The sequence below is a fragment of the Kitasatospora griseola genome (assembly GCF_044999035.1).
GTDB lineage: Bacteria > Actinomycetota > Actinomycetes > Streptomycetales > Streptomycetaceae > Kitasatospora > Kitasatospora griseola.
In genome coordinates this window covers 2,908,696-2,931,880 of record NZ_CP173360.1, presented here as the reverse complement: position 1 = coordinate 2,931,880, position 23,185 = coordinate 2,908,696, and the positions used below count along the sequence as shown (strand labels likewise).

The following is a 23,185-nucleotide window of genomic DNA, read 5'->3' as shown; positions in this document are numbered from 1 at the left end:
AGGATTGCGCAAGGGCGTTGACCAGCAGAGACGCGAACGGGCGCAGACATGCCGAGGCCCGGGCGCCGTGGGGGTGGCGTCCGGGCCTCGGGGACTGCGGCGGTTACTTGACCGGGAGTGCCACCCGGCCCCAGCGTCCGCCGGTGAGGGTGGCGGTGGCCCAGTACCAGGCGGCCAGGCCGGCCAGGGCGGCGAACCAGCTGCCGACCTTGCCCCAGCCGCCGGAGCCGCTGAGGACGCCGACGGCGTTGAGCACCAGGGCGAGGGTCAGCAGGCCGTACACCGCACGGGCGAGCAGGCCGGAGCCCCAGGCGGCGGCGGTCAGGGTGAGCGCGAGCAGCGCCCACAGCAGCAGGAACAGGCCCGCGGTGTGCCGGCCCGCCGGGCCGGCCGCCGCCCAGGTCGCCCAGAAGGCGCCGAGGGCGGTGAAAGCGGTGCCGCTGAAGCGGTCGCCGCCGCGGAACTGCCACAGGCCGGCGACGAACAGCGTCACCCCGCCGACCAGGTGGGCCAGCGTGGCGGCGCTGCCGGTGGTGGTGCCGCTGAGGACACCGGTGCCGAGCAGGCCGTACGCGAGGAGGGTGAGACCGAGGGCCAGGTAACCGAGCGGACCCGCGTCAGCGGATCGGGCGTTCGCCCCGGAGGCGTCATTGCTCACCGGAGGCTCCTTTCACTCTGCGCCAGGGCATGGCGAGATCGCGGTGAAGGGTGGGGTGTGCGAGGTGGTGCCGGGTGCCGGGTCGTGGGCGCACCGAAGAAGGGTGCGGCGGCTGCGGCGAGATGAGAGAACCGGCGGCTCAGCCACCGGTCGGTGCCCTCCGGGGTGGAAGCCCCCGGCGCCTACGGTCTACCCGGCCCCCGGGACTTGTACCCTTGTGAACCGCCCTGAGCGAGCAAGTGTGAGCAAACCGTGACTAGTTGAGCCGCTGGGTCGGAATGCGCAAGGTCAGGATCGCCATGTCGTCGGACGGCGGCTCGGGTGCGAAGCGCTCCACCGCGCGGTGCACGCGGGCGGCGACGGCGCCTGCGGTGAGGCCCGCGCAGCCGGTCAGCACCTCGATCAGGCCGTCGTCGCCGAGCATCCGGCGGCCCTCCCGGCGTTCGGTGACGCCGTCCGTCACGCACAGCAGCACCTCGCCCGGGGCGAGCACCAACTCCTCGGCGGTCAGATCGAGTTCGTCCATCACGCCGAGCAGCGGCTGCGGCGAGGCGGCCTGGTCGACCTGCCCGTCGGTACGCAGCCGCAGCGGCAGTGGGTGGCCGGCGCAGACCAGCGACAGCGCGGTCGAGCCGTCCTCGCGGGGCGTCAACTCGCCGTAGAGCAGGGTGAGGAAGCGGGCCCGGCTGCCCTCGTCGAGGATCGCCGCGTTCAGTCGGGTGAGGACCTGCGGGGCGCTCAGGCCCTCGCGGGCCAGCAGGCGCAGCGAGTTGCGGGCCAGGCCGGTGACCGAGGCGGCCTCGGGGCCGGTGCCGCAGACGTCGCCGATGGCGAAGCCGTAGGTGCCCTCGCGGATCGGGAACAGGTCGTAGAAGTCGCCGCCGACCTCGTTGCCCTCGCCCGCGGCCTGGTAGAACACCTCGACCTCGACGCCGGGGATCTTCGGCAGCTCCGGCGGCAGCAGGGCGCGCTGGAAGGCCTGCGAGGTGGCGGTGCGCTCCGAGTAGAGGCGGGAGTTGTCGAGCGCCAGGGCAGCCCGGCGGGACAGGTCCTCGCCGAGTTCCAGGATCTCCTGGCGGAACCGGACGCCGCGCCGGGTGCCGAGCACCAGCAGGCCGATCACCCGGTTGCGGGCGGACAGCGGCAGCACCACCGTCTCGCCGAGCAGGCCGGCCAGTTCGGGGCTGTCGGCCAGGCCCAGGGCGCGGGCGGTGTCGGCCGGCGCCGTCCACGGGCAGGCCCCGGGGCTGAACTCCGCCTCCGGGGCGGGGGACTTGTCGAGCAGGGCGCGCAGCGCGTCGATCCGGTCCTCGTCCTCGTGCAGCACGAAGGCGAGTTCGGCGCCCGCGGCGGCGTCCGCGGTGGTGTAGACGGCGCACCAGGACGCCAGGGTGGGGATCGCCATCTGCGCCATCAGGGCGAGCGTCTGTTCGTGCTCCAGGGTGCCCGCGAGCAGGTCGGAGGCCTCCACCAGGAAGGACAGCGAGCCGCGCCGCAGCCGCTCCAACTCGCCGAGCCGGGCGCTCTCCAGGGCCAGCGCGATCCGGTCGGCGGCGAACTGCAGGCGCAGCGCGTCCTCGTTGTCGTAGCGGCCGGGCGGGGCGGCGGCCACCCCGAGCGAGCCGGTCAGCCGGCCCTCGACCTTCAGTGGGACGGTGATCAGCGAGCGCAGGTCGGTGCCGGCCAGCAGCGGCGCGGCGCCGGGCCGCACCGCCAGGTCCTCGTGGACGGCCGGGAGCCGGGCCGAGTCGAAGCGGCCGCCGCCGCCGTCGATGGGCAGCCGGGCGAAGCGGCGGGCCGGGCCGGCCAGGCCGGTGGCGGCGCGCAGTTCGAACTCGGTCTCGTCCTCGCTGGTGAGCATCAGGTAGGCGGCGTCGGCGTCGAGCAGGTCGCGGGCGCGTTCGACGATCCGCTGCAGCAGGCTGGACAGGTCGTCGGGGGAGACCGGGCCGACCAGCAGGTCGAGCGGTTCGACGGCGGTGGTGACGGCCTCGGTGGACGCGGTGGCGGTGCCCGGGGTGCGCAGCACCGCCCGGTCGGACTCGCGCACCAGCAGGCACAGCACGATCGGCGCGCCCTCGCTGTCGCGCAGCCGGACGTGGGTGCCGTACACCTCGCGGGCGGAGCCGTCGCCGCCGCGCACCGTGTAGCTGCCCTCCCAGCGGGCCAGCCGCAGGGTGTCGCCGAGCCCGAGGCCGGGGGTCTGCGGCCAGACGGCGAGCTCCGCCCAGGGGCGGCCGAACACGGCGTCGGCGGGGCGGTGGAAGAGCGATTCGGCGTCGGCGTTCCAGTGCCGGATCCGGCCGTGGTCGTCGAGCTGGACGACGGCGACCCGCACCGGCCCGTCCGCGGCGGGCAGTTCGCCGCCGGGCAGGCTGGGCAGCGCGTACCGGGTGCCGGGCTGCTGCTCGGGCAGGGTGAGGCGGAACCACACGGTCTTCCGGCCGGCCGCGTACTCGACGCCCCAGCTGCTGGACAGCGCCGAGCACATCAGCAGACCGCGGCCGCCCTCGCCGTCCGGGTCGGCGTACCGGTCCGAGTTGAGCGTCACATTGGCGAAGGAGTCCTGGCCGCGCTCCGGGTGCCGGTCGCTGACCTCGATCCGGACGGTCTCCTCCTCGCGCAGGCAGGCCACCTCGGCGGCCGTCCCGGCGTGCACCACGGCGTTCGTGACGAGTTCGCTGACCAGCACCACGGCGTCGTCCACCACCTCGGGCAGGTCCCACCCGAGCAGGGCGTCCCGGACGAAGCCGCGGGCCGCGGCGGCCGACCGGTCGACCGGTTCGAAGGTGGCGGCTGCGCGCGCGGTGACCACGGCCACGTCTCCTCTGCTGCTGGTACGGCGGGTGGATGAGGTCCTGCGGCGGGCCGGGGCGGGGGTCGCCTCGGCACGGTGCGGCCCTCCACCCTACTTTCCGGTTGGTACCCCGCGGGGGCGGGGCGCTGAAACAAGCCCCTGGGGGTGATTTCCTTCACGACTTTCCCCGGTCGTTCCCCTGGTCGCCCGGGGAAACCCTCCGCAACCGGTCCGACACCGGGTGCCAGTGCTGTCACACTGGGGGGTCCGTGTGCCGTCGCCCACCGCAGTACGGTCGAGGGGACGGCGGGGAATCGACGGGCCGTTCGCCGGCCCTTCCGCCGCGGTGACAGTGAGGACCTGGGAGGGCCCCGTTGAGTTCGGCGACCAAGGACGTGTCCGGTACCACGACGGCCGCTGCGCGCGGCACGCGGTCGGCGCCCCCCTCGCGGGCCGGCGGCCGGCGCCAGGGCCCCGGGCGCGGCGCGGAGCCCGCGGAGCTGCGCAAGCTGCTGGCCGCGCTCACCGCGATGCGCGACGGCAACTTCCGCCGCCGGCTGACCTTTCCCGGTGACGGCCTGCTGGCCGAGATCGCCGCGGTGTTCAACGAGGTCGCCGAACGCAACCAGCACCTGACCGGTGAACTGGCCCGGGTGCGGCGCGCGGTGGGCCGCGAGGGCCGGCTGTCGGAGCGGCTGGAGACCGGCGTCGGCGAAGGCGCCTGGATGGCGGCCGTCGACAACTGCAACGCGCTGATCGACGACCTGGCCCGGCCGATGGCCGAGGTCGGCCGGGTGCTGTCGTCGATCGCCGAGGGCGACCTGACGCAGACCATGGAGCTGCGCTCGGTGCACACCACCGGCGCGAGCTACCCGCTGCGCGGCGAGTTCCTGAAGGTCGGCCGGACCGTGAACGGACTGGTCGACCAGCTCAGCGAGTTCACCGAGCAGGTGACCCGGGTGGCGATCGAGGTCGGCACCGAGGGCAAGCTCGGCGGGCAGGCCCGGGTGCGCAGCGTCTCCGGCTCCTGGAAGGACCTCGCCGACTCCGTCAACACCATGGCCGGTCGGCTGACCGCGCAGGTGCGCAACATCGCCGAGGTGACCACCGCGGTGGCCCGCGGCGACCTGTCGCGCAAGGTCACCGTCGACGTCGACGGCGAGATGCTGGAGCTGAAGAACACCGTCAACACCATGGTGGACCAGCTCAACTCCTTCGCCGCGCAGGTCACCACGGTGGCCCGCGACGTGGGCACCGAGGGCCGGCTGGGCGGTCAGGCGCAGGTGTCGGGGGTCGCCGGCGTGTGGCGCGACCTGACCGACTCGGTGAACTTCATGGCCGCCAACCTGACCGCGCAGGTCCGCAACATCGCGGAAGTGACCACCGCGGTCGCCAAGGGCGACCTGTCGCGCAAGATCGAGGTCGACGCGCGCGGCGAGATCCTCGAACTCAAGAACACCATCAACACCATGGTCGACCAGCTGTCCGGCTTCGCCGAGCAGGTGACCAGGGTGGCGCGGGCGGTCGGCACCGAGGGCATCCTCGGCGGGCAGGCGCAGGTGCCGGGCGTGGCCGGCGTCTGGAAGGACCTGACCGAGAACGTCAATTCGATGGCGAACAACCTCACCTCGCAGGTCCGCGGCATCGCGCAGGTGACCACCGCGGTGGCCAAGGGCGACCTGTCGCAGAAGATCCAGGTGGACGCGCGCGGCGAGATCCTGGAGCTCAAGAACACCATCAACACCATGGTCGACCAGCTCTCGGCGTTCGCCGACGAGGTCACCCGGGTCGCCCGGGACGTCGGCACCGAGGGCATCCTCGGCGGCCAGGCCAGCGTGCCCGGGGTCTCCGGCACCTGGAAGGACCTCACCAACTCGGTGAACCTGATGGCCAACAACCTGACCAGCCAGGTGCGTTCGATCGCCGAGGTGACCACCGCGGTGGCCCGCGGCGACGTCTCCAAGAAGATCACCGTCGACGCCAAGGGCGAGATCCGCGAGCTCGTCACCACCGTCAACACCATGGTCGAGCAGCTGTCCGCGTTCGCCGACGAAGTCACCCGCGTCGCCCGCGAGGTCGGCACCGACGGCATGCTGGGCGGTCAGGCCCGGGTCTCCGGCGTGTCCGGCATCTGGCGCGACCTGACCGACAACGTCAACCTGATGGCGTCCAACCTCACCTCCCAGGTGCGAAACATCGCCGAGGTGGCGTCCGCGGTGGCCCGCGGCGACCTGTCCAAGAAGATCGCCGTCGACGCGGCCGGCGAGGTCGCGGCGCTCGCCGACACCCTGAACACCATGGTCGACCAGCTCTCGGCGTTCGCCTTCGAGGTGACCCGCGTCGCCCGCGAGGTGGGCACCGACGGCATGCTGGGCGGCCAGGCCGGAGTGCCGGGCGTGGCCGGCATCTGGAAGGACCTGACCGAGAACGTCAACCTGATGGCCAACAACCTCACCGGCCAGGTCCGCAACATCGCGCTCGTCATCACCGCGGTGGCCCGCGGCGACCTCTCGCAGAAGATCGACGTGGACGCCCGGGGCGAGATCCTGGAGCTCAAGACCAGCATCAACACCATGGTCGACCAGCTGTCCGCGTTCGCCGACGAGGTCACCCGGGTCGCCCGCGAGGTGGGCACCGACGGCCGGCTCGGCGGCCAGGCCCGCGTCCCCGGCGTGGCCGGCACCTGGCAGGACCTCACCGAGTCGGTGAACGAACTCGCCAACAACCTGACCCGGCAGGTGCGCGCGATCGCCCAGGTCGCCACCGCCGTCACCAGGGGCGACCTGTCGCTGCGGATCAACGTGGACGCGTCCGGCGAGCTCGACGAGCTCAAGGACAACATCAACCAGATGATCGCCAACCTGCGCGAGACCACCCGGACCAACAAGGAACAGGACTGGCTGAAGTCCAACCTGGCCCGGATGTCCGGCCTGCTGCAGGGCCGTCGGGACCTGTCCGCCGTCGCCTCGCTGATCATGAGCGAGCTCACCCCGGTGGTCTCCGCCCAGCACGGCGCGTTCTTCCTCGCCCAGCCCGCCGGCCGCACCGCCGAACTCGTCACCGAGGACGACGACGAGAACGACATCGTGCTGCGCCTGATCGGCTCCTACGGCTACCACCGGCGCACCATGCCCACCACCTTCCGGCTCGGCGAGGGCCTGATCGGGCAGGCCGCGGTGGAGAAGCGGCCGATCGTGCTGAAGGAGACCCCGCCCGGGTACCTGAAGATCTCCTCCGGCCTCGGCGAGTCCTCCCCGGCGCACGTGGTGGTGATGCCGGTGCTGTTCGAGGACCGGCTGCTCGGCGTCATCGAACTCGCCACCTTCTCCAGCTTCACCACCGTCGCGCTGGACTTCCTGAACCAGATCGCCGACCAGATCGGCGTCACCGTCAACACCATCTCGGTCAACACCAAGACCGAGGGCCTGCTGCTGGAATCCCAGCGACTCACCGCCGAACTGTCGATGCGCTCCGCCGAACTGGAGGCCCGGCAGGAGGAACTGGAGCGCACCAACGAGGAGTTGCAGGAGAAGGCCGAGCAACTCGCCCAGCAGAACCGCGACATCGAGATCAAGAACGGCGAGATCGAGGAGGCCCGGCAGATCCTCGAGGAGCGCGCCGAACAGCTCGCGCTGGCCTCCCGCTACAAGAGCGAGTTCCTCGCCAACATGTCGCACGAGCTGCGCACCCCGCTCAACTCGCTGCTGATCCTGGCCAAGCTGCTCTCCGACAACAACGAGGGCAACCTGTCCGCCAAGCAGGTCGAGTTCGCCGAGACCATCCACGGCGCGGGCAGCGACCTGCTCCAGCTGATCAACGACATCCTCGACCTGTCCAAGGTCGAGGCCGGCAAGATGGACGTCCGCCCGGCCCGGATCGCCCTGGTCCAGCTGGTCGACTACGTGGAGGCCGCGTTCCGGCCGCTCACCGCCGAGAAGAACCTGGACTTCGCGGTCCGGGTCTCCCCGGACCTGCCGATCACCCTGCACACCGACGAGCAGCGCCTCCAGCAGGTGCTGCGCAACCTGCTGTCCAACGCGGTGAAGTTCACCGACGCCGGCGCGGTCGAGCTGATGATCCGCCCGGTGTCCGGCCCGGACACCCCCCAGCACGTGCGCGAGCAACTGCTGGAGACCGGCACCATCGGCGACCCCGACGAGCAGCTGATCGCCTTCTCGGTCTCCGACACCGGCATCGGCATCCCCGGCAACAAGCTGCGGGAGATCTTCGAGGCCTTCAAGCAGGCCGACGGCGGCACCAGCCGCAAGTACGGCGGCACCGGCCTCGGCCTGTCCATCAGCCGGGAGATCGCCCGGCTGCTGGGCGGCGAGATCCACGTGGCCAGCGAACTCGGCGGCGGCTCCACCTTCACCCTCTACCTGCCGCTGCGCAGCGAGGGCCCGGAGCCGGTGGCCCTGGAGCGCGGCGCCGTGCCGCGCGCCCTGGAGCCCTCCCGCACGCCCGCCGAACAGTGGACCCAGGAGGCCCGCGGGCTGGTCGAGGAGCGCCGCCGCTCCACCCTGGAGCGCCGCCGCGCCGCGCGCCCCGAGGAGGCCCCGCGCCCGGCCGAGGAGACCATCCCGCGCCAGGGCGAGCCGGTCCGCACCAACACCGGCGCCCCGATCCGCTTCGACGGCGAGCGGGTGCTGATCGTCGACGACGACATCCGCAACGTGTTCGCCCTCACCAGCGTGCTGGAGCAGTACGGCCTGACCGTGCTGTACGCCGAGAACGGCCGGGAGGGCATCGAGATGCTCGAACAGCACGAGGACGTCGCCCTGGTGCTGATGGACATCATGATGCCGGAGCTGGACGGCTACGCGACCACCGAGCAGATCCGCCGGATGCCCCGGTTCGCCGGGCTGCCGATCATCGCGCTGACCGCCAAGGCGATGAAGGGCGACAAGGAGAAGAGCCTGCAGGCCGGCGCCACGGACCACATCACCAAACCCGTGGAGACCGACCACCTGCTGGCGGTGATGCGCCAGCACCTGCCCGTCAGGTAACCGCCGCCCGACGGGGCCGCCCGCGCTGGCGGCCCCGGCCGGGAACCCGGTAAGGTCACCCGTCGTTGCCAACAGTGACCGGACGGTGACGCCCGGCACCGGGCCTGTGGCGGGCAAGGGGGTACGGCTAGCATGACCGGGGCAGTGATGGGCGGCACGAAGGTGCCCGCTCTGGGGAAACAACCGGCAGGAGGGCGGGTCCTGGTGCAGAAGGCGAAGATCCTCCTGGTCGACGACCGTCCGGAGAACCTGCTCGCCCTGGAGGCGATCCTCTCCGCGCTCGACCAGACACTGGTGCGCGCCTCCTCCGGCGAGGAGGCGCTCAAGGCACTTCTCACCGACGATTTCGCGGTCATCCTGCTGGACGTCCAGATGCCGGGCATGGACGGCTTCGAGACCGCCGCGCACATCAAGCGTCGCGAGCGGACCAGGGACATTCCGATCATCTTCCTGACCGCGATCAACCACGGTCCGCACCACACCTTCCGCGGCTACGCGGCCGGTGCGGTCGACTACATCTCGAAGCCCTTCGACCCGTGGGTGCTGCGCGCCAAGGTGTCCGTCTTCGTCGACCTCTACCAGAAGAACACCCAGCTCAAGGAGCAGGCCGCGCTGCTGCGCCTGCAACTGGAGACGGACGAGGAACCGGCCATCGGCGGGGCGCTGCTCGGCGAGCTGTCGGCCCGGCTGGCCGCCGTCGAGGAACAGGCCGAGGCGCTCACCAAGCAGCTCGACGCCACCGCCGACAGCGCCGGAGCCGCCGCGACCGCCGCCCACCTGGAGCGCAAACTGGTCGGCCTGCGCCGGGCCCTGGACGCACTGCGCCCCGGCGCGAACTGAGCGGCCGTCAGCGTCACTCGTCCGGGTGGTTCACGGGCCGCTGACGGCGCGTCGACGGCGCAACCCGCCGAAGTGCTCCCGCGCATGTCCGGGGCCGGGTTGCGCCGGTAGGCTGCCCTCCATGGCCACACGAACGCCCGGAAGCGCCGCCGCACGCACCAGCAAGCCCGGGCCGGCCAAGAAGACACCGGCGAAGAAGGCCGCCGCGGCCAAACCGGCCGCCAAGAAGGCCCCGGCGAAGAAGTCCCCGGCCAAGAAGGCGGCCGCGGCACCCGCGCCGCCGCCCCGGCCGATACTCTTCCGGGCCGTCCGACGGATCTGGCTGGGCCTGGCCAACGCCATCGGCGCGGTCTTCCGAAGTTATGGGCACGGCGCCCGCAACCTGCACCCGGAGCACCGCAGGGACGGCGTGGCGCTGCTGCTGCTGGCGCTCACCCTGGTGACCGCCGCCGGCACCTGGTTCACCCCGCAGGGCTGGTTCGGCGAGGCCGCCACCGCCGTGGTCTCCGGCCTGTTCGGCCGCCTCGACGTGCTGGTGCCGTTCCTGCTGGGCGCCATGACGCTGCGGCTGATGCGCCACCCCGACATGCCCGAGGCCAACGGCCGGATAGTGATCGGCCTCACCGCGCTGGTGGTCGCCGTGCTCGGCCTGGTGCACATCGGCTGCGGCGCGCCCGCCATGGGCTCCGGCGCCACCCGGATCCGGCAGGCCGGCGGCCTGATCGGCTGGGCCGGATCCACCCCGATGATGGCCGCCGCCGGCCCGCTGCTGGCCGTTCCGCTGCTGCTGCTGCTCGCCGTCTTCGGCCTGCTGGTGGTCACCGCCACCCCCATCAAGCGCATCCCGCAGCGCCTGCGCCTGCTGGGTGTCCGCCTGGGCGTCGCCGAGCCGCTGCCCGGCGAGTTCGAGGACGCCGAGCCGGGCGCCGACGACCGGGAGTACTCCACCGCCCCGCCGGAGGACGCCGACCCGGACGCGCTGCCGATCACCATCGAGGACGACGACGCCCGCCCCAGGCGCCGCCGCCGCAAGCAGGCCGAGTCGGACGCGGCGGAGTCCGCGCCGGTCTCCTTCGAGAAGGACCCGTACCAGACCCGCGACCTGGCCGCCGGCGTCGCCGCCGACCTGGTGGACGGCGCGCTGCTGTTCGGGGTGGCCGGCTCGCCGGCGGTGGCCAGCGTGGTCGGGCAGGTCAAGGACAACACGGTGCCGCCCGAGGAGCCCTGGCCGTCCGAGGCGCCCGCCGACCGGGCCCCCGACGGCCACGGCGAGGCCCCGGCCCGGATGGAACAGCTCCAGCTGGCCGGCGACATCACCTACGCCCTGCCGTCGCTGGACCTGCTGGAGCGCGGCGCGCCCGCCAAGGCCCGCTCGCAGGTCAACGACGACATCGTCGCCCAGCTCACCGGCGTGTTCGCCGAGTTCAAGGTGGACGCCAAGGTCACCGGCTTCAGCCGCGGCCCGACGGTCACCCGCTACGAGGTCGAGCTCGGCCCCGCCGTCAAGGTCGAGCGGATCACCGCGCTGGCGAAGAACATCGCCTACGCGGTGGCCACCCCCGACGTGCGGATCATCTCGCCGATCCCCGGCAAGTCCGCCGTCGGCGTGGAGATCCCCAACCGGGACCGCGAGATGGTCACCCTCGGCGACCTGCTGCGCTCGCGCAGTGCCGCCGAGGACACCCACCCGATGGTGGTCGGCATGGGCAAGGACGTCGAGGGCCACACCGTGATGGCCAACCTGGCGAAGATGCCGCACGTGCTGGTGGCCGGCGCCACCGGCGCGGGCAAGTCGTCCTGCATCAACTGCCTGATCACCTCGGTGCTGGTGCGCGCCACCCCCGACGAGGTCCGGATGGTGCTGGTCGACCCCAAGCGGGTCGAGCTGACCGCCTACGAGGGCATCCCGCACCTGATCACGCCGATCATCACCAACCCGAAGAAGGCCGCCGAGGCCCTCCAGTGGGTGGTGCGCGAGATGGACATGCGCTACGACGACCTGGCAGCCTACGGCTTCCGGCACGTCGACGACTTCAACGCCGCGGTGCGGGCCGGCACCGTGCAGCCGCCGCTGGGCAGCGAACGCGAGCTGACCCCCTACCCGTACCTGCTGGTGATCGTCGACGAGCTGGCCGACCTGATGATGGTCGCCCCGCGCGACGTCGAGGACTCGGTGGTCCGGATCACCCAGCTGGCCCGCGCCGCCGGCATCCACCTGGTGCTGGCCACCCAGCGCCCCTCGGTGGACGTGGTCACCGGCCTGATCAAGGCCAACGTGCCGTCCCGGCTGGCCTTCGCCACCTCGGCGATGGCCGACTCCCGGGTCATCCTCGACCAGCCCGGCGCGGAGAAGCTGATCGGCAAGGGCGACGCGCTGTTCCTGCCGATGGGCGCCTCCAAGCCGGTCCGCATGCAGGGCGCGTTCGTCACCGAGGCGGAGATCGCCAAGATCGTCCAGCACTGCAAGGACCAGCTGGCGGCCCGCTACCGGGACGACGTGGTGGTCGGGTCCGGCCCGAAGAAGGAGATCGACGAGGAGATCGGTGACGACCTCGACCTGCTGGTGCAGGCCGTCGAACTGGTCGTCACCACCCAGTTCGGCTCCACCTCGATGCTCCAGCGCAAACTCCGGGTCGGCTTCGCCAAGGCCGGCCGACTGATGGACCTGATGGAGTCGCGCGGCATCGTCGGCCCCAGCGAGGGCTCCAAGGCCCGCGACGTGCTGGTCAAACCGGACGAACTGGACGGCGTGCTGATCACTCTGCGGGGGTGAGCGACGGGTGGTCCCGATGGCCGGAGAGCGAGGTGACCACCCGTCAACTTCAGTAGCAGAACTGTGGCACGTTCGGGCCCCCTCCGGTTGAGAAACGTTACGGCACCACCCCTAGACTGGTTCCTCAGCAGGTGGCCTCCGCTCGAAAGGCGTGCCCAGTGACCATCGGCAAGTCCCCCCGCCGTTCCGCCCCCGGCCCTTCCGCGCCCGGCTCCGCCGCTCCGGAGCACCCTGCGGAGCAGCGTCACGCCGCCGACGGGCCGAGCATCGGGCGGCTGCTCGCCAGGGCCCGGATCGACGCCGGCCTGACGGTCGACCAGGTCAGCACCCGCACCCGGATCCGGGTGCCGATCGTGCACGCCGTCGAGGACGACGACTTCGACCGCTGCGGCGGCGCCTTCTACGCCCGCGGCCACCTGCGGCTGCTGGCCCGCGAGGTCGGCCTGGACGGCGAGGCGCTGGTCGCCCGCTACGACGCCGAGCACGGCGGGGGCGGCGCGTCCGCCACCCGGCTGTTCGACGTCGGGCCGGTCACGGTCAAGGACCACCGCCGCCCGAACTGGACCGGCGCGATGGTCGCCGCGATCGTCGCGGTGGTCGTGCTGATCGGCTACAACCTGGTCGGCTCCTCGTCCCCCGCCGGCAACGGGCCCGGCGCGGCCAGCGCCCCGCTGCCCTCCGGCGTCTCCGCCCCGGCCACCCTGGAGGCCTCCGCGCAGCCGCCCGCCCCCGAGGCGGGCGCCGGGGCGGTGGCCGGCGCCCCCGCCGACAAGGTCACCGTCAAGCTGGTCGCCGGGCAGGACAAGAGCTGGGTCACCGCCAAGGACGGCAGCGGGAAGTCGCTGTTCTCCAACAACCTGGAAGCCGGCCAGGACCAGACCTTCACCGACCCGAAGAAGATCACTCTGGTGATCGGCAACGCCGGGGCCGTGCACCTGTTCGTCAACGGCAAGGACCTCGGTCCGGCCGGTCAGGACGGCCAGGTGGTGCACCTCACCTACACCCCGGGCGACCCGCAGGCGGGCTGATCCGGCCGCTCGATCGAACCGCGCGCCCTCCGGGGGGAACTCCACCGGGGGGCGCGCGTTAATCTTGGCGTCATGCCTGAACCCCGCACTGTCGCCCTGGTCACGCTCGGATGCGCCCGCAACGAGGTCGACTCCGAGGAACTCGCCGGGCGACTGGAGGCCGATGGCTGGCGGCTGGTCGACGACGCCAGCGAAGCCGATGTCGCCGTCGTCAACACCTGCGGGTTCGTCGAGGCCGCCAAGAAGGACTCCGTCGACGCCCTGCTGGAGGCCAACGACCTCAAGGGCCACGGCCGTACCCAGGCCGTGGTCGCGGTCGGCTGCATGGCCGAGCGCTACGGCAAGGAACTCGCCGACGCCCTCCCCGAGGCCGACGGCGTCCTCGGCTTCGACGACTACGCCGACATCTCCACCCGCCTGAACACCATCCTCTCCGGCGGCCACGTCGAGGCCCACACGCCCCGTGACCGCCGCAAGTTGCTCCCGCTCACCCCCGTCGAACGGCAGGCCGCCGCGGCCGAGGTCGCCCTGCCCGGCCACGGCACCCCCGAGGACCTCCCCGAGGGCCTCGCCCCCGCCTCCGGCCCGCGCACCCTGCGCAAGCGTCTCGACGACGCCCCCGTCGCCTCGATCAAGCTGGCCTCCGGCTGCGACCGCCGCTGCTCGTTCTGCGCCATCCCCGCCTTCCGCGGCTCCTTCATCTCCCGCCGCCCCAGCGACGTGCTGAACGAGGCCGTCTGGCTGGCCGGCCAGGGCGTGCGCGAGGTCGTGCTGGTCTCCGAGAACAACACGTCCTACGGCAAGGACCTCGGCGACATCCGGCTGCTGGAGACCCTGCTCAGCGAGATCGCCGCCGTCGAGGGCATCGAGCGGGTCCGGGTCAGCTACCTGCAGCCCGCCGAGATGCGCCCCGGTCTGATCGACGTGATGACCGGCACCACGAAGGTCATGCCCTACTTCGACCTGTCCTTCCAGCACTCGGCGCCCGCCGTACTGCGCCGGATGCGCCGCTTCGGCTCCACCGAGCAGTTCCTCGGCCTGCTGGAGTCGATCCGCGCCAAGGCCCCCGAGGCCGGCGCCCGCTCCAACTTCATCGTCGGCTTCCCCGGTGAGACCGAGGAGGACTTCGCGGAGCTGGAACGGTTCATCACGCACGCCGGCCTGGACGCCATCGGCGTCTTCGGCTACTCCGACGAGGACGGCACCGAGGCCGCCGGCTACGACGGCAAGCTCGACCAGGACGTGGTCGACGACCGCGTCACCCGGCTCTCCAAGCTCGCGGAGGAGCTCACCGCGCAGCGCGCCGAACAGCGCGTCGGCAGCGAGGTCACCGTGTTGGTCGAGTCGATCGAGGACGGCGTGATCGAGGGCCGCGCCGCCCACCAGGCCCCCGAGACCGACGGCCTGACCACCCTGCTCGGCGCCGACGACGCCGAGATCGGCCAGTTCTACCGGGCCACCGTGGTCGGCACCGAGGGCGTCGACCTGGTCGCCGAGGCGATCACGCTGCTCGGAGCCGACGTATGACCAAGGGGCCGGGGGCCCCGGCCGAGACCCGGCCGACCCCGGCCGCCGTCCCGCCGCAGCCCGGTCTGTGGAACATCGCCAACGTGCTGACGATGTTCCGGCTGCTGCTGGTGCCGGTCTTCGTCGCCCTGCTGTTCGCCGACGGCGGGCACGACCCCAAGTGGCGGGCGTTCGCCTGGGCGGCGTTCGCCGTCGCCATGATCACCGACGTCTTCGACGGGGCCCTGGCCCGCAGCAAGGGCCTGATCACCGACTTCGGCCGGATCGCCGACCCGATCGCCGACAAGGCGATCATGGGCGCCGGCCTGATCAGCCTGTCGATCCTCGGCGACCTGCCCTGGTGGGTCACCGCGGTCATCCTGGCCCGCGAACTCGGCATCACCCTGATGCGGTTCTGGGTGATCCGCTACGCCGTGATCCCGGCCAGCCGCGGCGGCAAGCTGAAGACCCTCACCCAGGGCATCGCGGTCGGCATGTACGTCCTGGTGCTCACCGGCCCGCTGGCCACCGGCCGCGCCGTGATGATGGCGATCGCGGTCGTCCTCACCGTCGCCACCGGCCTCGACTACGTGGTCCAGGCGATCCGGCTGCGCCGCGAGGGCATCGCCCGGGAGCGCCGCGGTGAGTGAGCTCGCCGCCCGCCTGCTCGCGGCGCTCGAGGCCGACGGCGCCACGCTGGCCGTCGCCGAGTCGCTCACCGGCGGCCTGCTGGCCGCCACCCTGGTCGACGTCCCCGGCGCCTCCGCGGTGTTCCGGGGCTCGGTCACCGCGTACGCCACCGACCTCAAGGCGTCCGTGCTCGGCGTCGACGAGGGCCTGCTGGACGTCCGCGGACCGGTCCACCCCGTGGTGGCCCGGCAGATGGCCGAGGGCGTCCGGAACCTGCTCGGCGCCGACTGGGCGCTGGCCACCACCGGCGTCGCCGGGCCCGACCCGCAGGACGGACAGCCCGTCGGCACCGTGTACGTGGGCCTCGCCGGGGTACGGGGAACAGAAGCCCTCCCGCTCCGGTTGTCCGGTGGGCGTGACAGGATCCGACACCAGTCCGTGGAAGCCGCGCTCGACCTGCTGCTGCGCCGGCTGACCGGACCGGACACCGACCGCTGAGCATCACCGAGCGCCGGCGGCCGCGGGCCGAAACCCGCGAACCCGCCGCACCCGATGGAGGAACGTGTTAGACCGGATGCTCCGGCCGGGACGACCCCGGTCGGACCGCCCCCGCGTCGACCGGGAGTCGACCGGGCGTCCGGAGCCGGACATCTGCCCGTCACGGGTGGTTCGACGGCCCGGAACGGGAAGAACAGGGGAGGGGACGCCTTGCAGCCCAGAGTGAACACGACCCCGGTCCCCGCACGGGACACGGACAAGGCGGTACGGTGGGGTCGTGACATCTCGATCCGCAGTCCGAGGAGGGAGGCACCGATGATTCTGCTCCGTCGCCTGCTGGGCGATGTGCTGCGTCGGCAGCGCCAGCGCCAGGGCCGCACACTCCGCGAGGTGTCGGCAGCCGCCAGGGTTTCGCTCGGGTACCTCTCCGAGGTCGAGCGGGGTCAGAAGGAGGCGTCCTCCGAGTTGCTCTCCGCCATCTGCGACGCGCTCGACGTGCGGATGTCCGAGGTCATGCGCGAGGTCAGCGACGAACTGGCGCTCGCCGAACTTGCGGCGATGGCCACCCTCTCCGAGGGTGATCTGCTGAGGCCGGTGCTCGAACCGGTTCCGCTGCCGGCCCCCGGTGTCGACCGGTCCGGATCCATCTCGCCCAAGGCGGCGATGGACGTGGTGGCGGCCTGACCGGACCTCGACCCGCCTCCCGTTCCCGGGGGGCGCCGGGCGAAGGAGGGTCGCAATGCGCGCGATGCGCAGTGCGCTGCTGCTGGGCACGACGGCACTGGTCGGCCTGGGTCTGATACTGCTGCTCACGGGCGGCACCGCGATTTCCGGCGGTGCCGCCCTCGGCATGCTCGCGGCGGGCTGGTGGGGGATGGGGCTGATTCCCGTGCACGCACGTATCGAGGGGCGGACACGAGAACAGGGGCGCGGGGAACTGCGCGCAGCGGAAGGCACCCCACCGCAAGATCGCGACGCAGGAGAATGACCTGCACTTGATCGCGACCTTGCGGACGTGCTTTTGCGCTGGTCGCGCAGTTCTCCCCCAGCCCTGGCGGGCCGGGAGGTACCCCCACGCGCCCCTGTTCTCGTGCTTGCCTGCTCTCGTTCTACCTGATCCGGTAGCCCTTCGGGGTGGCGTGGAATCCGGCCGCTTCCAGGTGGGGGCCCAGGGGACTGGTGAGGGCCGGGTGGCCGTTGACGCGTTCGATGGTGAGGGGTTGGGCCAGGGCGGCGAGGGCTGCGGTGACGGCGGGGCCTTCGGTGGACCAGGTGAGCAGGGACTTGCCGCCGCGTTCGAGGTAGAGGACCAACTCGCCGTCGACCAGTGCGACCAGTGAGCCGGCCTTGCGGGCCGGGCGGTGGGCGGCGGTGGTGTCCTCCGGGGGCTCCGGCCAGGGCAGCGCCGCGCCGTACGCGTTGGCGGGGTCGGCGGCGGCCAGTACGACGGCCTGCGGGCTCTCCGCAGGAGAGGTCGCCGACCAGTCGCCGTTCGCCCGCTCCAGGCGGGAGTTGACCGAGCGGAGGCGGTCCGCGGCGCCCTCCATGGCGAACTGGGCGCCGCCGAGGCCTTCCACGAAGTAGCCGCGGCGGGCCTTGCCGCGTTCCTCGAAGGCGGCCAGGACGCGGTAGACGCCGGCGAAGCCGCCGGGGATCCGTTCGGCGGAGACGGTGCCGCGGGTGAGGATGCCGTGCCGGTCCAGCAGGGCCTGTGCCTGGGCTGCGGCGCGTACGGTCGGTTCGCCGCCGAAGGCGGGCAGCAGCGACCAGCGGCCGGCCGCCGTCGGCGGGCCGGAGCGGGAGCTGGGGCGGGCCAGGCCGCGGGCTGCGCCGCCGTAGCGGCCGCGCGGGGTGGAGCGCGGCGCCCGGTGGGCGGTCGCGCCGGCGGTGCGGCCGGAGCCGAGGAGGTTGCGCAGCGGGGCGAGGGTGTCGTTGGTGACGTAGCCCGCCCAGACCAAGTCCCACAGGGCTTCGACGATCTCGGCGTCCGGGGTGTCGGGGACCCGTTCGGCGAGCTGGCGGAAGAACGCGCCGTAGCCGCCGGTGAGGGCCTCCAACAGGGCGGTGTGGATCGGGCCGGGGGTGAGCGGCAGCGGTTCGGGGCGCAGCAGGTGGGCGTTCTCCGGCAGGTGGAGGCTGATCCAGCCGTCCTTGCCCGGCAGTGCGCCCGCGCCGGACCAGCCGATCTCGCCGGCGGCCATCAGTTCGTCCAGCAGGCCGGGGGAGTAGTCGGTGAGCCGGGCCGGCAGGACCAGTTTTTCGAGGGCGGAGGCGGGCAGGGCGGTGCCCTGGAGTTGTTCGACCACCCGGTAGAGGCCGTCGGCGCCGCGCAGGCGGTGTCCGGCGAGGTGCTGCCACTGCGGGAGGAACGCGGCCAGGGCCTTCGGCGGGACGGCTTCGACCTCGTGGCGCAGGGCGGCGAGGGAGCGGCGGCGCAGGCGGCGCAGGACGTCGGCGTCGCACCATTCGGGGGTGGTGCCGGTGGCCTCGGGCCGGAACTCGCCCTGGACCAGGCGGCCGGCGGCGGTGAGGCGGTGCAGGGTGCCGGTGACCACGGCGGTGCCGAGGCCGAAGCGTTCGGCGGCGGCGTGGGCGGTGAACGGGCCGTGGGTGCGGGCGTAGCGGGCCAGCAGGTCGCCGAGCGGGTCCTTGACGGGTTCGGTGAAGGCTTCGGGGACGCCGACCGGCAGCGGGGTGCCGAGGGCGTCGCGGAGCCGGCCGGCGTCCTCGATGGCGGACCAGCGCAGTTCGCCGCCGATCCGGACCTGGATGATCCGGCGGGCCGCTTCGAGTTCCAGGGCCCACAGCGCTTCGGCGCCGCGGTCGGTGAGTTCGCCCTCGCTGAGCGGGCCGAGCAGGCGCAGCGCGTCGGCGACGCCCTCGGCGTCCTTGATGCGGCGCTCGGGGGTGCGGCGCTGGAGTTCGGCCTCCAGGTCGGCGAGCACCGCGGGGTCGAGCAGTTCGCGCAGTTCGGCCTGGCCGAGCAGTTCGGACAGCAGCTGGGAGTCCAGCGAGAGGGCGGCGGCGCGGCGTTCGGCGATCGGGGAGTCGCCCTCGTACAGGAACTGGGCGACGTAGCCGAACAGCAGGGAGCGGGCGAACGGGGACGGCTCGGGGGTGGTGACCTCGACCAGGCGGACGGCGCGGGTCTCCAGGTCGCGCATCAGCTCGACCAGGCCGGGCACGTCGAAGACGTCCTGCAGGCATTCGCGGACGGCTTCCAGCACGATCGGGAAGGAGCCGTACTCGGCGGCGACCTCCAGGAGTTGGGAGGCGCGCTGGCGCTGCTGCCAGAGCGGGGTGCGCCTGCCGGGGTTGCGGCGGGGCAGCAGCAGGGCGCGGCCGGCGCACTCGCGGAAGCGGGCGGCGAACAGGGCGGAGCCGCCGACCTGGTCGGTGACGAGCTGTTCGATGTCGCCGGAGTCGAAGACGGCGGCGTCGGCGCCGACCGGGGCCTCCTCCGGGGGCGGGGCGGTGATGCCGGAGGGGAAGTCGGCCAGCAGGTCGGCGTCGGGCAGGCGCAGCACGATGCCGTCGTCGGCGTGCATCACCTGCGGGTCGAGGCCGTGCTTCTCGCGCAGTCGGGCGCCGATGGCCAGTGCCCACGGGGCGTGCACCTGCGCGCCGAACGGGGAGTGGACGACGATCCGCCAGTCGCCGAGTTCGTCGCGGAAGCGTTCGACCACGATGGTGCGGTCGTCGGGCAGGTGGCCGCAGGCCTCGCGCTGCTCGGCGAGGTAGGCGAGCAGGTTGCCGGACGCCCAGTCGTCCAGGCCGGCCTGGCGGAGCCTGGCGGTGGCGGCGGCGGGCTCCATCGCGCCGACCTCGCGGACGAACGCGCCGACCGCGCGGCCGAGTTCGAGCGGGCGGCCGAGCGAGTCGCCCTTCCAGAACGGCAGCCGGCCGGGGATGCCGGGGGCGGGGGTGACCAGCACCTTGTCGTGGGTGATCTCCTCGATCCGCCAGGAGGTGGTGCCGAGGGTGAACACGTCGCCGACCCGCGACTCGTAGACCATCTCCTCGTCCAGCTCGCCCACCCGGCCGCCGCCCTTTTTCCCCGTTTTTGAATCGGATCCAGTGGCGCCGACGATGAAGACGCCGAACAGGCCGCGGTCGGGGATGGTGCCGCCGGAGGTGACGGCGAGGCGCTGGGCGCCGGGGCGGCCGGCGACGGTGCCGGCGACGCGGTCCCAGACCACCCGGGGGCGCAGCTCGGCGAAGGCGTCGGACGGGTAGCGGCCGGCCAGCATGTCGAGGACGCCGTCGAACGCGGACTGCGGCAGGGTGGCGAACGGTGCGGCGCGGCGGCAGACGGCGAGCAGCTCGTCGACCTCCCAGGTGTCCAGGGCGGTCATAGCGACCAGCTGCTGGGCGAGGACGTCCAGCGGGTTGCGGGGGACGCGCAGGGCCTCGATGCCGCCGGTGCGCATCCGCTCGGTGACCACGGCGGACTGCACCAGGTCGCCCCGGTACTTGGGGAAGACCACGCCGGTGGAGACCGCGCCGACCTGGTGCCCGGCCCGGCCGACCCGCTGCAGGCCGGAGGCCACCGACGGCGGTGACTCGACCTGCACCACCAGGTCGACGGCGCCCATGTCGATGCCCAGTTCCAGGCTGGAGGTGGCGACCACGGCGGGCAGCCGGCCGGCCTTCAGCTCCTCCTCGACCAGGGAGCGCTGCTCCTTGGACACCGACCCGTGGTGCGCCCGGGCCAGCAGCGGCGGGGCGCCGGCGGCCGCGCCGGAGCCGCCCATCAGTTCGGCGGGGGCGTGCGACTCGGGCAGCGGGGCGCCGGTGGCCCGCTCGTAGGCGATCTCGTTCAGCCGGTTGCACAGCCGCTCGGCGAGGCGGCGGGAGTTGGCGAACACGATGGTCGAGCGGTGCGCCTGCACCAGGTCGACGATCCGTTCCTCGACGTGCGGCCAGATCGAGGACTGCCGCTGCGGGTCGCTCTCCTCGGCGGGGGTGGCGGGCAGGTCGGCGAGGTCGGGGACGGGCACCACCACGGACAGGTCGAAGCGCTTGTCGCTGCCGGGCTGGACGATCGCCGCACCGCGCTGCGGGCTGAGGTAGCGGGCGACCTCCTCGACCGGGCGGACGGTGGCGGACAGGCCGATCCGGCGGGCCGGGCGGTCCAGCAGTTCGTCCAGCCGCTCCAGGCTGAGCGCCAGGTGCGCGCCGCGCTTGGTGCCGGCCACCGCGTGCACCTCGTCCAGGATCACCGTGTCGATGCCGCGCAGGGCCTCCCGGGAGGCGGAGGTGAGCAGCAGGAACAGCGACTCGGGGGTGGTGATCAGGATGTCCGGCGGGTGGGTGGCGAACTTGCGGCGGTCGGCGGCGGAGGTGTCGCCGGAGCGGATGCCGACCTGCACCTCGGGCTCGGGCAGGCCGAGCCGGACGCTGGCCTGCCGCAGGCCCGCGAGCGGGGCGCGCAGGTTGCGCTCGACGTCCACCGCGAGGGCCTTCAGCGGGGAGATGTAGAGCACCCGGCAGCGGCGCTTGGGGTCGGCCGGGGGCGGGGTGGAGCTCAGCCGGTCCAGGGCGGACAGGAAGGCCGCCAGGGTCTTGCCGGAGCCGGTCGGGGCGACCACCAGCACGTCGGTCTCCAACCGGATCGCCGACCAGGCCCGGGACTGGGCCTCGGTGGGGGCGGCGAACGCGCCGGTGAACCAGGACCGGGTGGCCGGGGCGAAGCCGTCCAGCGGGTTGGGGCTGCCGGGCGCGTCGGGGGTGGAGGTGGCCATGCACCCATGGTGCCCCGACGGGCTGACAGGCCGGGGGACGGTCACCGTCTGCCGCAACCCGCACAGCAAATCGTACAAATCGCTCATATGGTGAGGAATCGGACCCACCCACCACGGGACTCCGGCCCGGCCGACGAGCGGAGAACACGCGATGGAGCAGGTGAGCCAGGCCCCCGACAGCGCCCCCCGGCGCCGCAGCGTCCGCGTGTTCGGCGCGACCCTGCTCTGCGGACTGCTGCTCGGCGGAGCCGTCCCCTACGTCACCGGCACCGACGGCACCTACCTCAGCTACCTGGTGCTGGACGAGCGCGCCGACGCCCAGGGCGCCGACCACGCCGCCGAGCAGGTCCGGGCGGCCGGCGGGCAGGTCGTCCAGGCCTATCCGCAGATCGGCGCCGTGCTCGCCTACGCCGGCGGCCGGTTCGCCGAGAAGCTGCGCGGCCGGCCCGGGACCGCCGCGGTCGGCGCCACCCGCACCGTCCCCGTGCCCTCCCCGCCCCGGCCGCTGGCCGGCGCGGCGTTCGGCCCCGGGGCCCCGGCCGCCGACGTCGCCGAGGGACAGGAGGACAGCACCGCCACCGTCCCCGACCCCGGCGAGCACAACGACTGGAACCTCGCCATGATCGGCGCCGTCGAACGCCCGCCCGGCCGCGCCGCCCTGCTGCACCCGCCGCTGGACCGCCCGGCCGACCGCTCCGCCGACCGCACCGGCGCGCTGCCCACCGCCCAGCAGCTGTCCCAGGTCACCGTCGCGGTGCTCGACTCCGGCGTCGACGACACCCACCCCGACCTGCGCGCCGCCGTCGACCCCGCCGCCTCCGCCTCCTGCGCCGACGGCCGCCCCGATGCCCGCAGCGGTGCCTGGCGGCCCGACGAGGCCGTCAACGAGAGCGGCCACGGCACCCACGTCGCCGGCATCGTCGGCGCCGCCCGCGACGGCCACGGCGTCACCGGCGTCGCCCCCGGCGTGCGGATCGCCGCCGTCCGGCTGCTCGGCCCGCTCGGCCAGTACTACGCGGAGAACATCGTCTGCGGCATGCTCTGGGCCGCCGACCACGGCGCCCGCGCCATCAACGACAGCTACTTCGCCGACCCGTGGAAGTACAACTGCCCCGAGGACGCCGACCAGGCCGCGCTGATCGCCGCCGTCGGCCGCGCCGTCGCCTACGCCCAGCGCAAGGGCGCCGTGGTGGTCGCCTCGGCCGGCAACGACGCCCAGGACCTCACCGGCGCCCGCCCCGACCACCGCAGCCCCAACGACCGCACCAGCGGCCCCCCGCAGGACCGCGAGCTCGGCACCGAGTGCATCCGGCTGCCCGGCGAGCTGCCCGGCGTGGTCACCGTCGGCGCCGTCGACCGCAACGGCCTGCCCGCCTCCTACAGCAACTACGGCCGCGGCCGGATCTCCCTCAGCGCACCCGGCGGCGACCCCGACGGCGGCGCCGACGGTGCCGTCGTCTCCGACTGGCCCGGCGGCAAGTACGCCGCCCTGGCCGGCACCTCGATGTCCGCCGCCCACGTCACCGGCGCCGTCGCCGTGGTCGCCGCCCAGCACCCCGACTGGGACCCGGACCGGATCGCCGCCGCCCTCGCCAAGGCCGCCGACGGCAACTGCGTCCAGACCCTCCCGATCGGCTGCCAGGACCGCGACTACTACGGCGCGGGCATCCTCGCACTGCCGCGCTGATCCGCCGGTGCCCGATAC

General features: G+C 73.2%; 13 protein-coding genes. 10 read left to right on the top strand and 3 right to left on the bottom strand.

Annotated features, from left to right (window positions below):
- Nucleotides 1–103 precede the first annotated feature (103 nt).
- Together ACI1MP_RS13150 and ACI1MP_RS13145 are read right to left on the bottom strand one after the other, a co-directional pair.
- Nucleotides 104–658: a GPR1/FUN34/YaaH family transporter gene (locus ACI1MP_RS13150; RefSeq protein ID WP_404868732.1), complete on the bottom strand. Its 555-nt coding sequence runs from the start codon at nucleotides 656–658 to the stop codon at nucleotides 104–106.
- Between the two features lie 256 nt (nucleotides 659–914).
- Nucleotides 915–3,473, bottom strand: coding sequence for a SpoIIE family protein phosphatase (locus ACI1MP_RS13145; protein ID WP_043912219.1), 2,559 nt, complete (start codon nucleotides 3,471–3,473; stop codon nucleotides 915–917).
- Nucleotides 3,474–3,985: 512 nt separating this feature from the next.
- Between ACI1MP_RS13145 and ACI1MP_RS13140 the strand changes: the two genes are divergently transcribed.
- The 9 genes from ACI1MP_RS13140 (at nucleotide 3,986) to ACI1MP_RS13100 (ending at nucleotide 16,724) form a co-directional block, all read left to right on the top strand.
- Nucleotides 3,986–8,461 carry a HAMP domain-containing protein gene (locus tag ACI1MP_RS13140; protein WP_380343641.1) on the top strand — a complete coding sequence of 1,492 codons (4,476 nt, stop codon included), beginning with the start codon at nucleotides 3,986–3,988 and terminating at the stop codon, nucleotides 8,459–8,461.
- A gap of 201 nt (nucleotides 8,462–8,662) precedes the next feature.
- Nucleotides 8,663–9,301, top strand: a complete 639-nt coding sequence (locus tag ACI1MP_RS13135; protein ID WP_043912221.1) for a two-component system response regulator — start codon at nucleotides 8,663–8,665, stop codon at nucleotides 9,299–9,301.
- 121 nt (nucleotides 9,302–9,422) lie between these two features.
- Nucleotides 9,423–12,074 (top strand): DNA translocase FtsK, encoded by a 2,652-nt coding sequence (locus tag ACI1MP_RS13130; protein ID WP_404868731.1) that lies wholly within the window; start codon nucleotides 9,423–9,425, stop codon nucleotides 12,072–12,074.
- A 158-nt stretch (nucleotides 12,075–12,232) separates the two neighbouring features.
- Nucleotides 12,233–13,102 (top strand): helix-turn-helix domain-containing protein, encoded by an 870-nt coding sequence (locus tag ACI1MP_RS13125; RefSeq protein WP_380343576.1) that lies wholly within the window; start codon nucleotides 12,233–12,235, stop codon nucleotides 13,100–13,102.
- A 72-nt stretch (nucleotides 13,103–13,174) separates the two neighbouring features.
- A complete protein-coding gene (rimO, locus tag ACI1MP_RS13120; RefSeq protein ID WP_043909747.1) occupies nucleotides 13,175–14,629 on the top strand; it encodes a 30S ribosomal protein S12 methylthiotransferase RimO in 1,455 nt (484 codons plus the stop codon).
- The gene (pgsA, locus tag ACI1MP_RS13115) at nucleotides 14,626–15,258 is read left to right on the top strand and encodes a CDP-diacylglycerol--glycerol-3-phosphate 3-phosphatidyltransferase (protein ID WP_380343580.1); all 633 of its coding nucleotides are present in this window, start codon (nucleotides 14,626–14,628) and stop codon (nucleotides 15,256–15,258) included. The genes rimO and pgsA overlap by 4 nt, the downstream gene beginning before the upstream one ends.
- Nucleotides 15,251–15,736 carry a CinA family protein gene (locus tag ACI1MP_RS13110; protein WP_404868730.1) on the top strand — a complete coding sequence of 162 codons (486 nt, stop codon included), beginning with the start codon at nucleotides 15,251–15,253 and terminating at the stop codon, nucleotides 15,734–15,736. The genes pgsA and ACI1MP_RS13110 overlap by 8 nt, the downstream gene beginning before the upstream one ends.
- Nucleotides 15,737–16,051: 315 nt before the next feature.
- Nucleotides 16,052–16,420 (top strand): helix-turn-helix domain-containing protein, encoded by a 369-nt coding sequence (locus ACI1MP_RS13105; RefSeq protein ID WP_404868729.1) that lies wholly within the window; start codon nucleotides 16,052–16,054, stop codon nucleotides 16,418–16,420.
- 55 nt (nucleotides 16,421–16,475) lie between these two features.
- Nucleotides 16,476–16,724 (top strand): hypothetical protein, encoded by a 249-nt coding sequence (locus tag ACI1MP_RS13100; RefSeq protein WP_404868728.1) that lies wholly within the window; start codon nucleotides 16,476–16,478, stop codon nucleotides 16,722–16,724.
- A gap of 121 nt (nucleotides 16,725–16,845) precedes the next feature.
- Here the strand turns inward: ACI1MP_RS13100 and ACI1MP_RS13095 are convergent, their stop codons facing one another.
- Nucleotides 16,846–21,480, bottom strand: a complete 4,635-nt coding sequence (locus ACI1MP_RS13095; protein WP_404868727.1) for an ATP-dependent helicase — start codon at nucleotides 21,478–21,480, stop codon at nucleotides 16,846–16,848.
- Nucleotides 21,481–21,631: 151 nt separating this feature from the next.
- On the opposite strand from ACI1MP_RS13095, the gene ACI1MP_RS13090 reads away from it, so the two are divergent.
- Nucleotides 21,632–23,167, top strand: coding sequence for a S8 family serine peptidase (locus tag ACI1MP_RS13090; protein ID WP_380343592.1), 1,536 nt, complete (start codon nucleotides 21,632–21,634; stop codon nucleotides 23,165–23,167).
- Nucleotides 23,168–23,185 lie beyond the last annotated feature (18 nt).

What these genes read in the sequence shown, in the direction of transcription:
- pgsA (WP_380343580.1), top strand. Translation starts at nt 14,626, where the DNA reads ATGACCAAGGGGCCGGGGGCCCCGGCCGAGACCCGGCCGACCCCGGCC.
- ACI1MP_RS13105 (WP_404868729.1), top strand. Translation starts at nt 16,052, where the DNA reads ATGATTCTGCTCCGTCGCCTGCTGGGCGATGTGCTGCGTCGGCAGCGC.
- ACI1MP_RS13095 (WP_404868727.1), bottom strand. Translation starts at nt 21,480, where the DNA reads ATGGCCACCTCCACCCCCGACGCGCCCGGCAGCCCCAACCCGCTGGAC.
- ACI1MP_RS13140 (WP_380343641.1), top strand. Translation starts at nt 3,986, where the DNA reads ATGCGCGACGGCAACTTCCGCCGCCGGCTGACCTTTCCCGGTGACGGC.
- rimO (WP_043909747.1), top strand. Translation starts at nt 13,175, where the DNA reads ATGCCTGAACCCCGCACTGTCGCCCTGGTCACGCTCGGATGCGCCCGC.
- ACI1MP_RS13130 (WP_404868731.1), top strand. Translation starts at nt 9,423, where the DNA reads ATGGCCACACGAACGCCCGGAAGCGCCGCCGCACGCACCAGCAAGCCC.
- ACI1MP_RS13090 (WP_380343592.1), top strand. Translation starts at nt 21,632, where the DNA reads ATGGAGCAGGTGAGCCAGGCCCCCGACAGCGCCCCCCGGCGCCGCAGC.
- ACI1MP_RS13100 (WP_404868728.1), top strand. Translation starts at nt 16,476, where the DNA reads ATGCGCGCGATGCGCAGTGCGCTGCTGCTGGGCACGACGGCACTGGTC.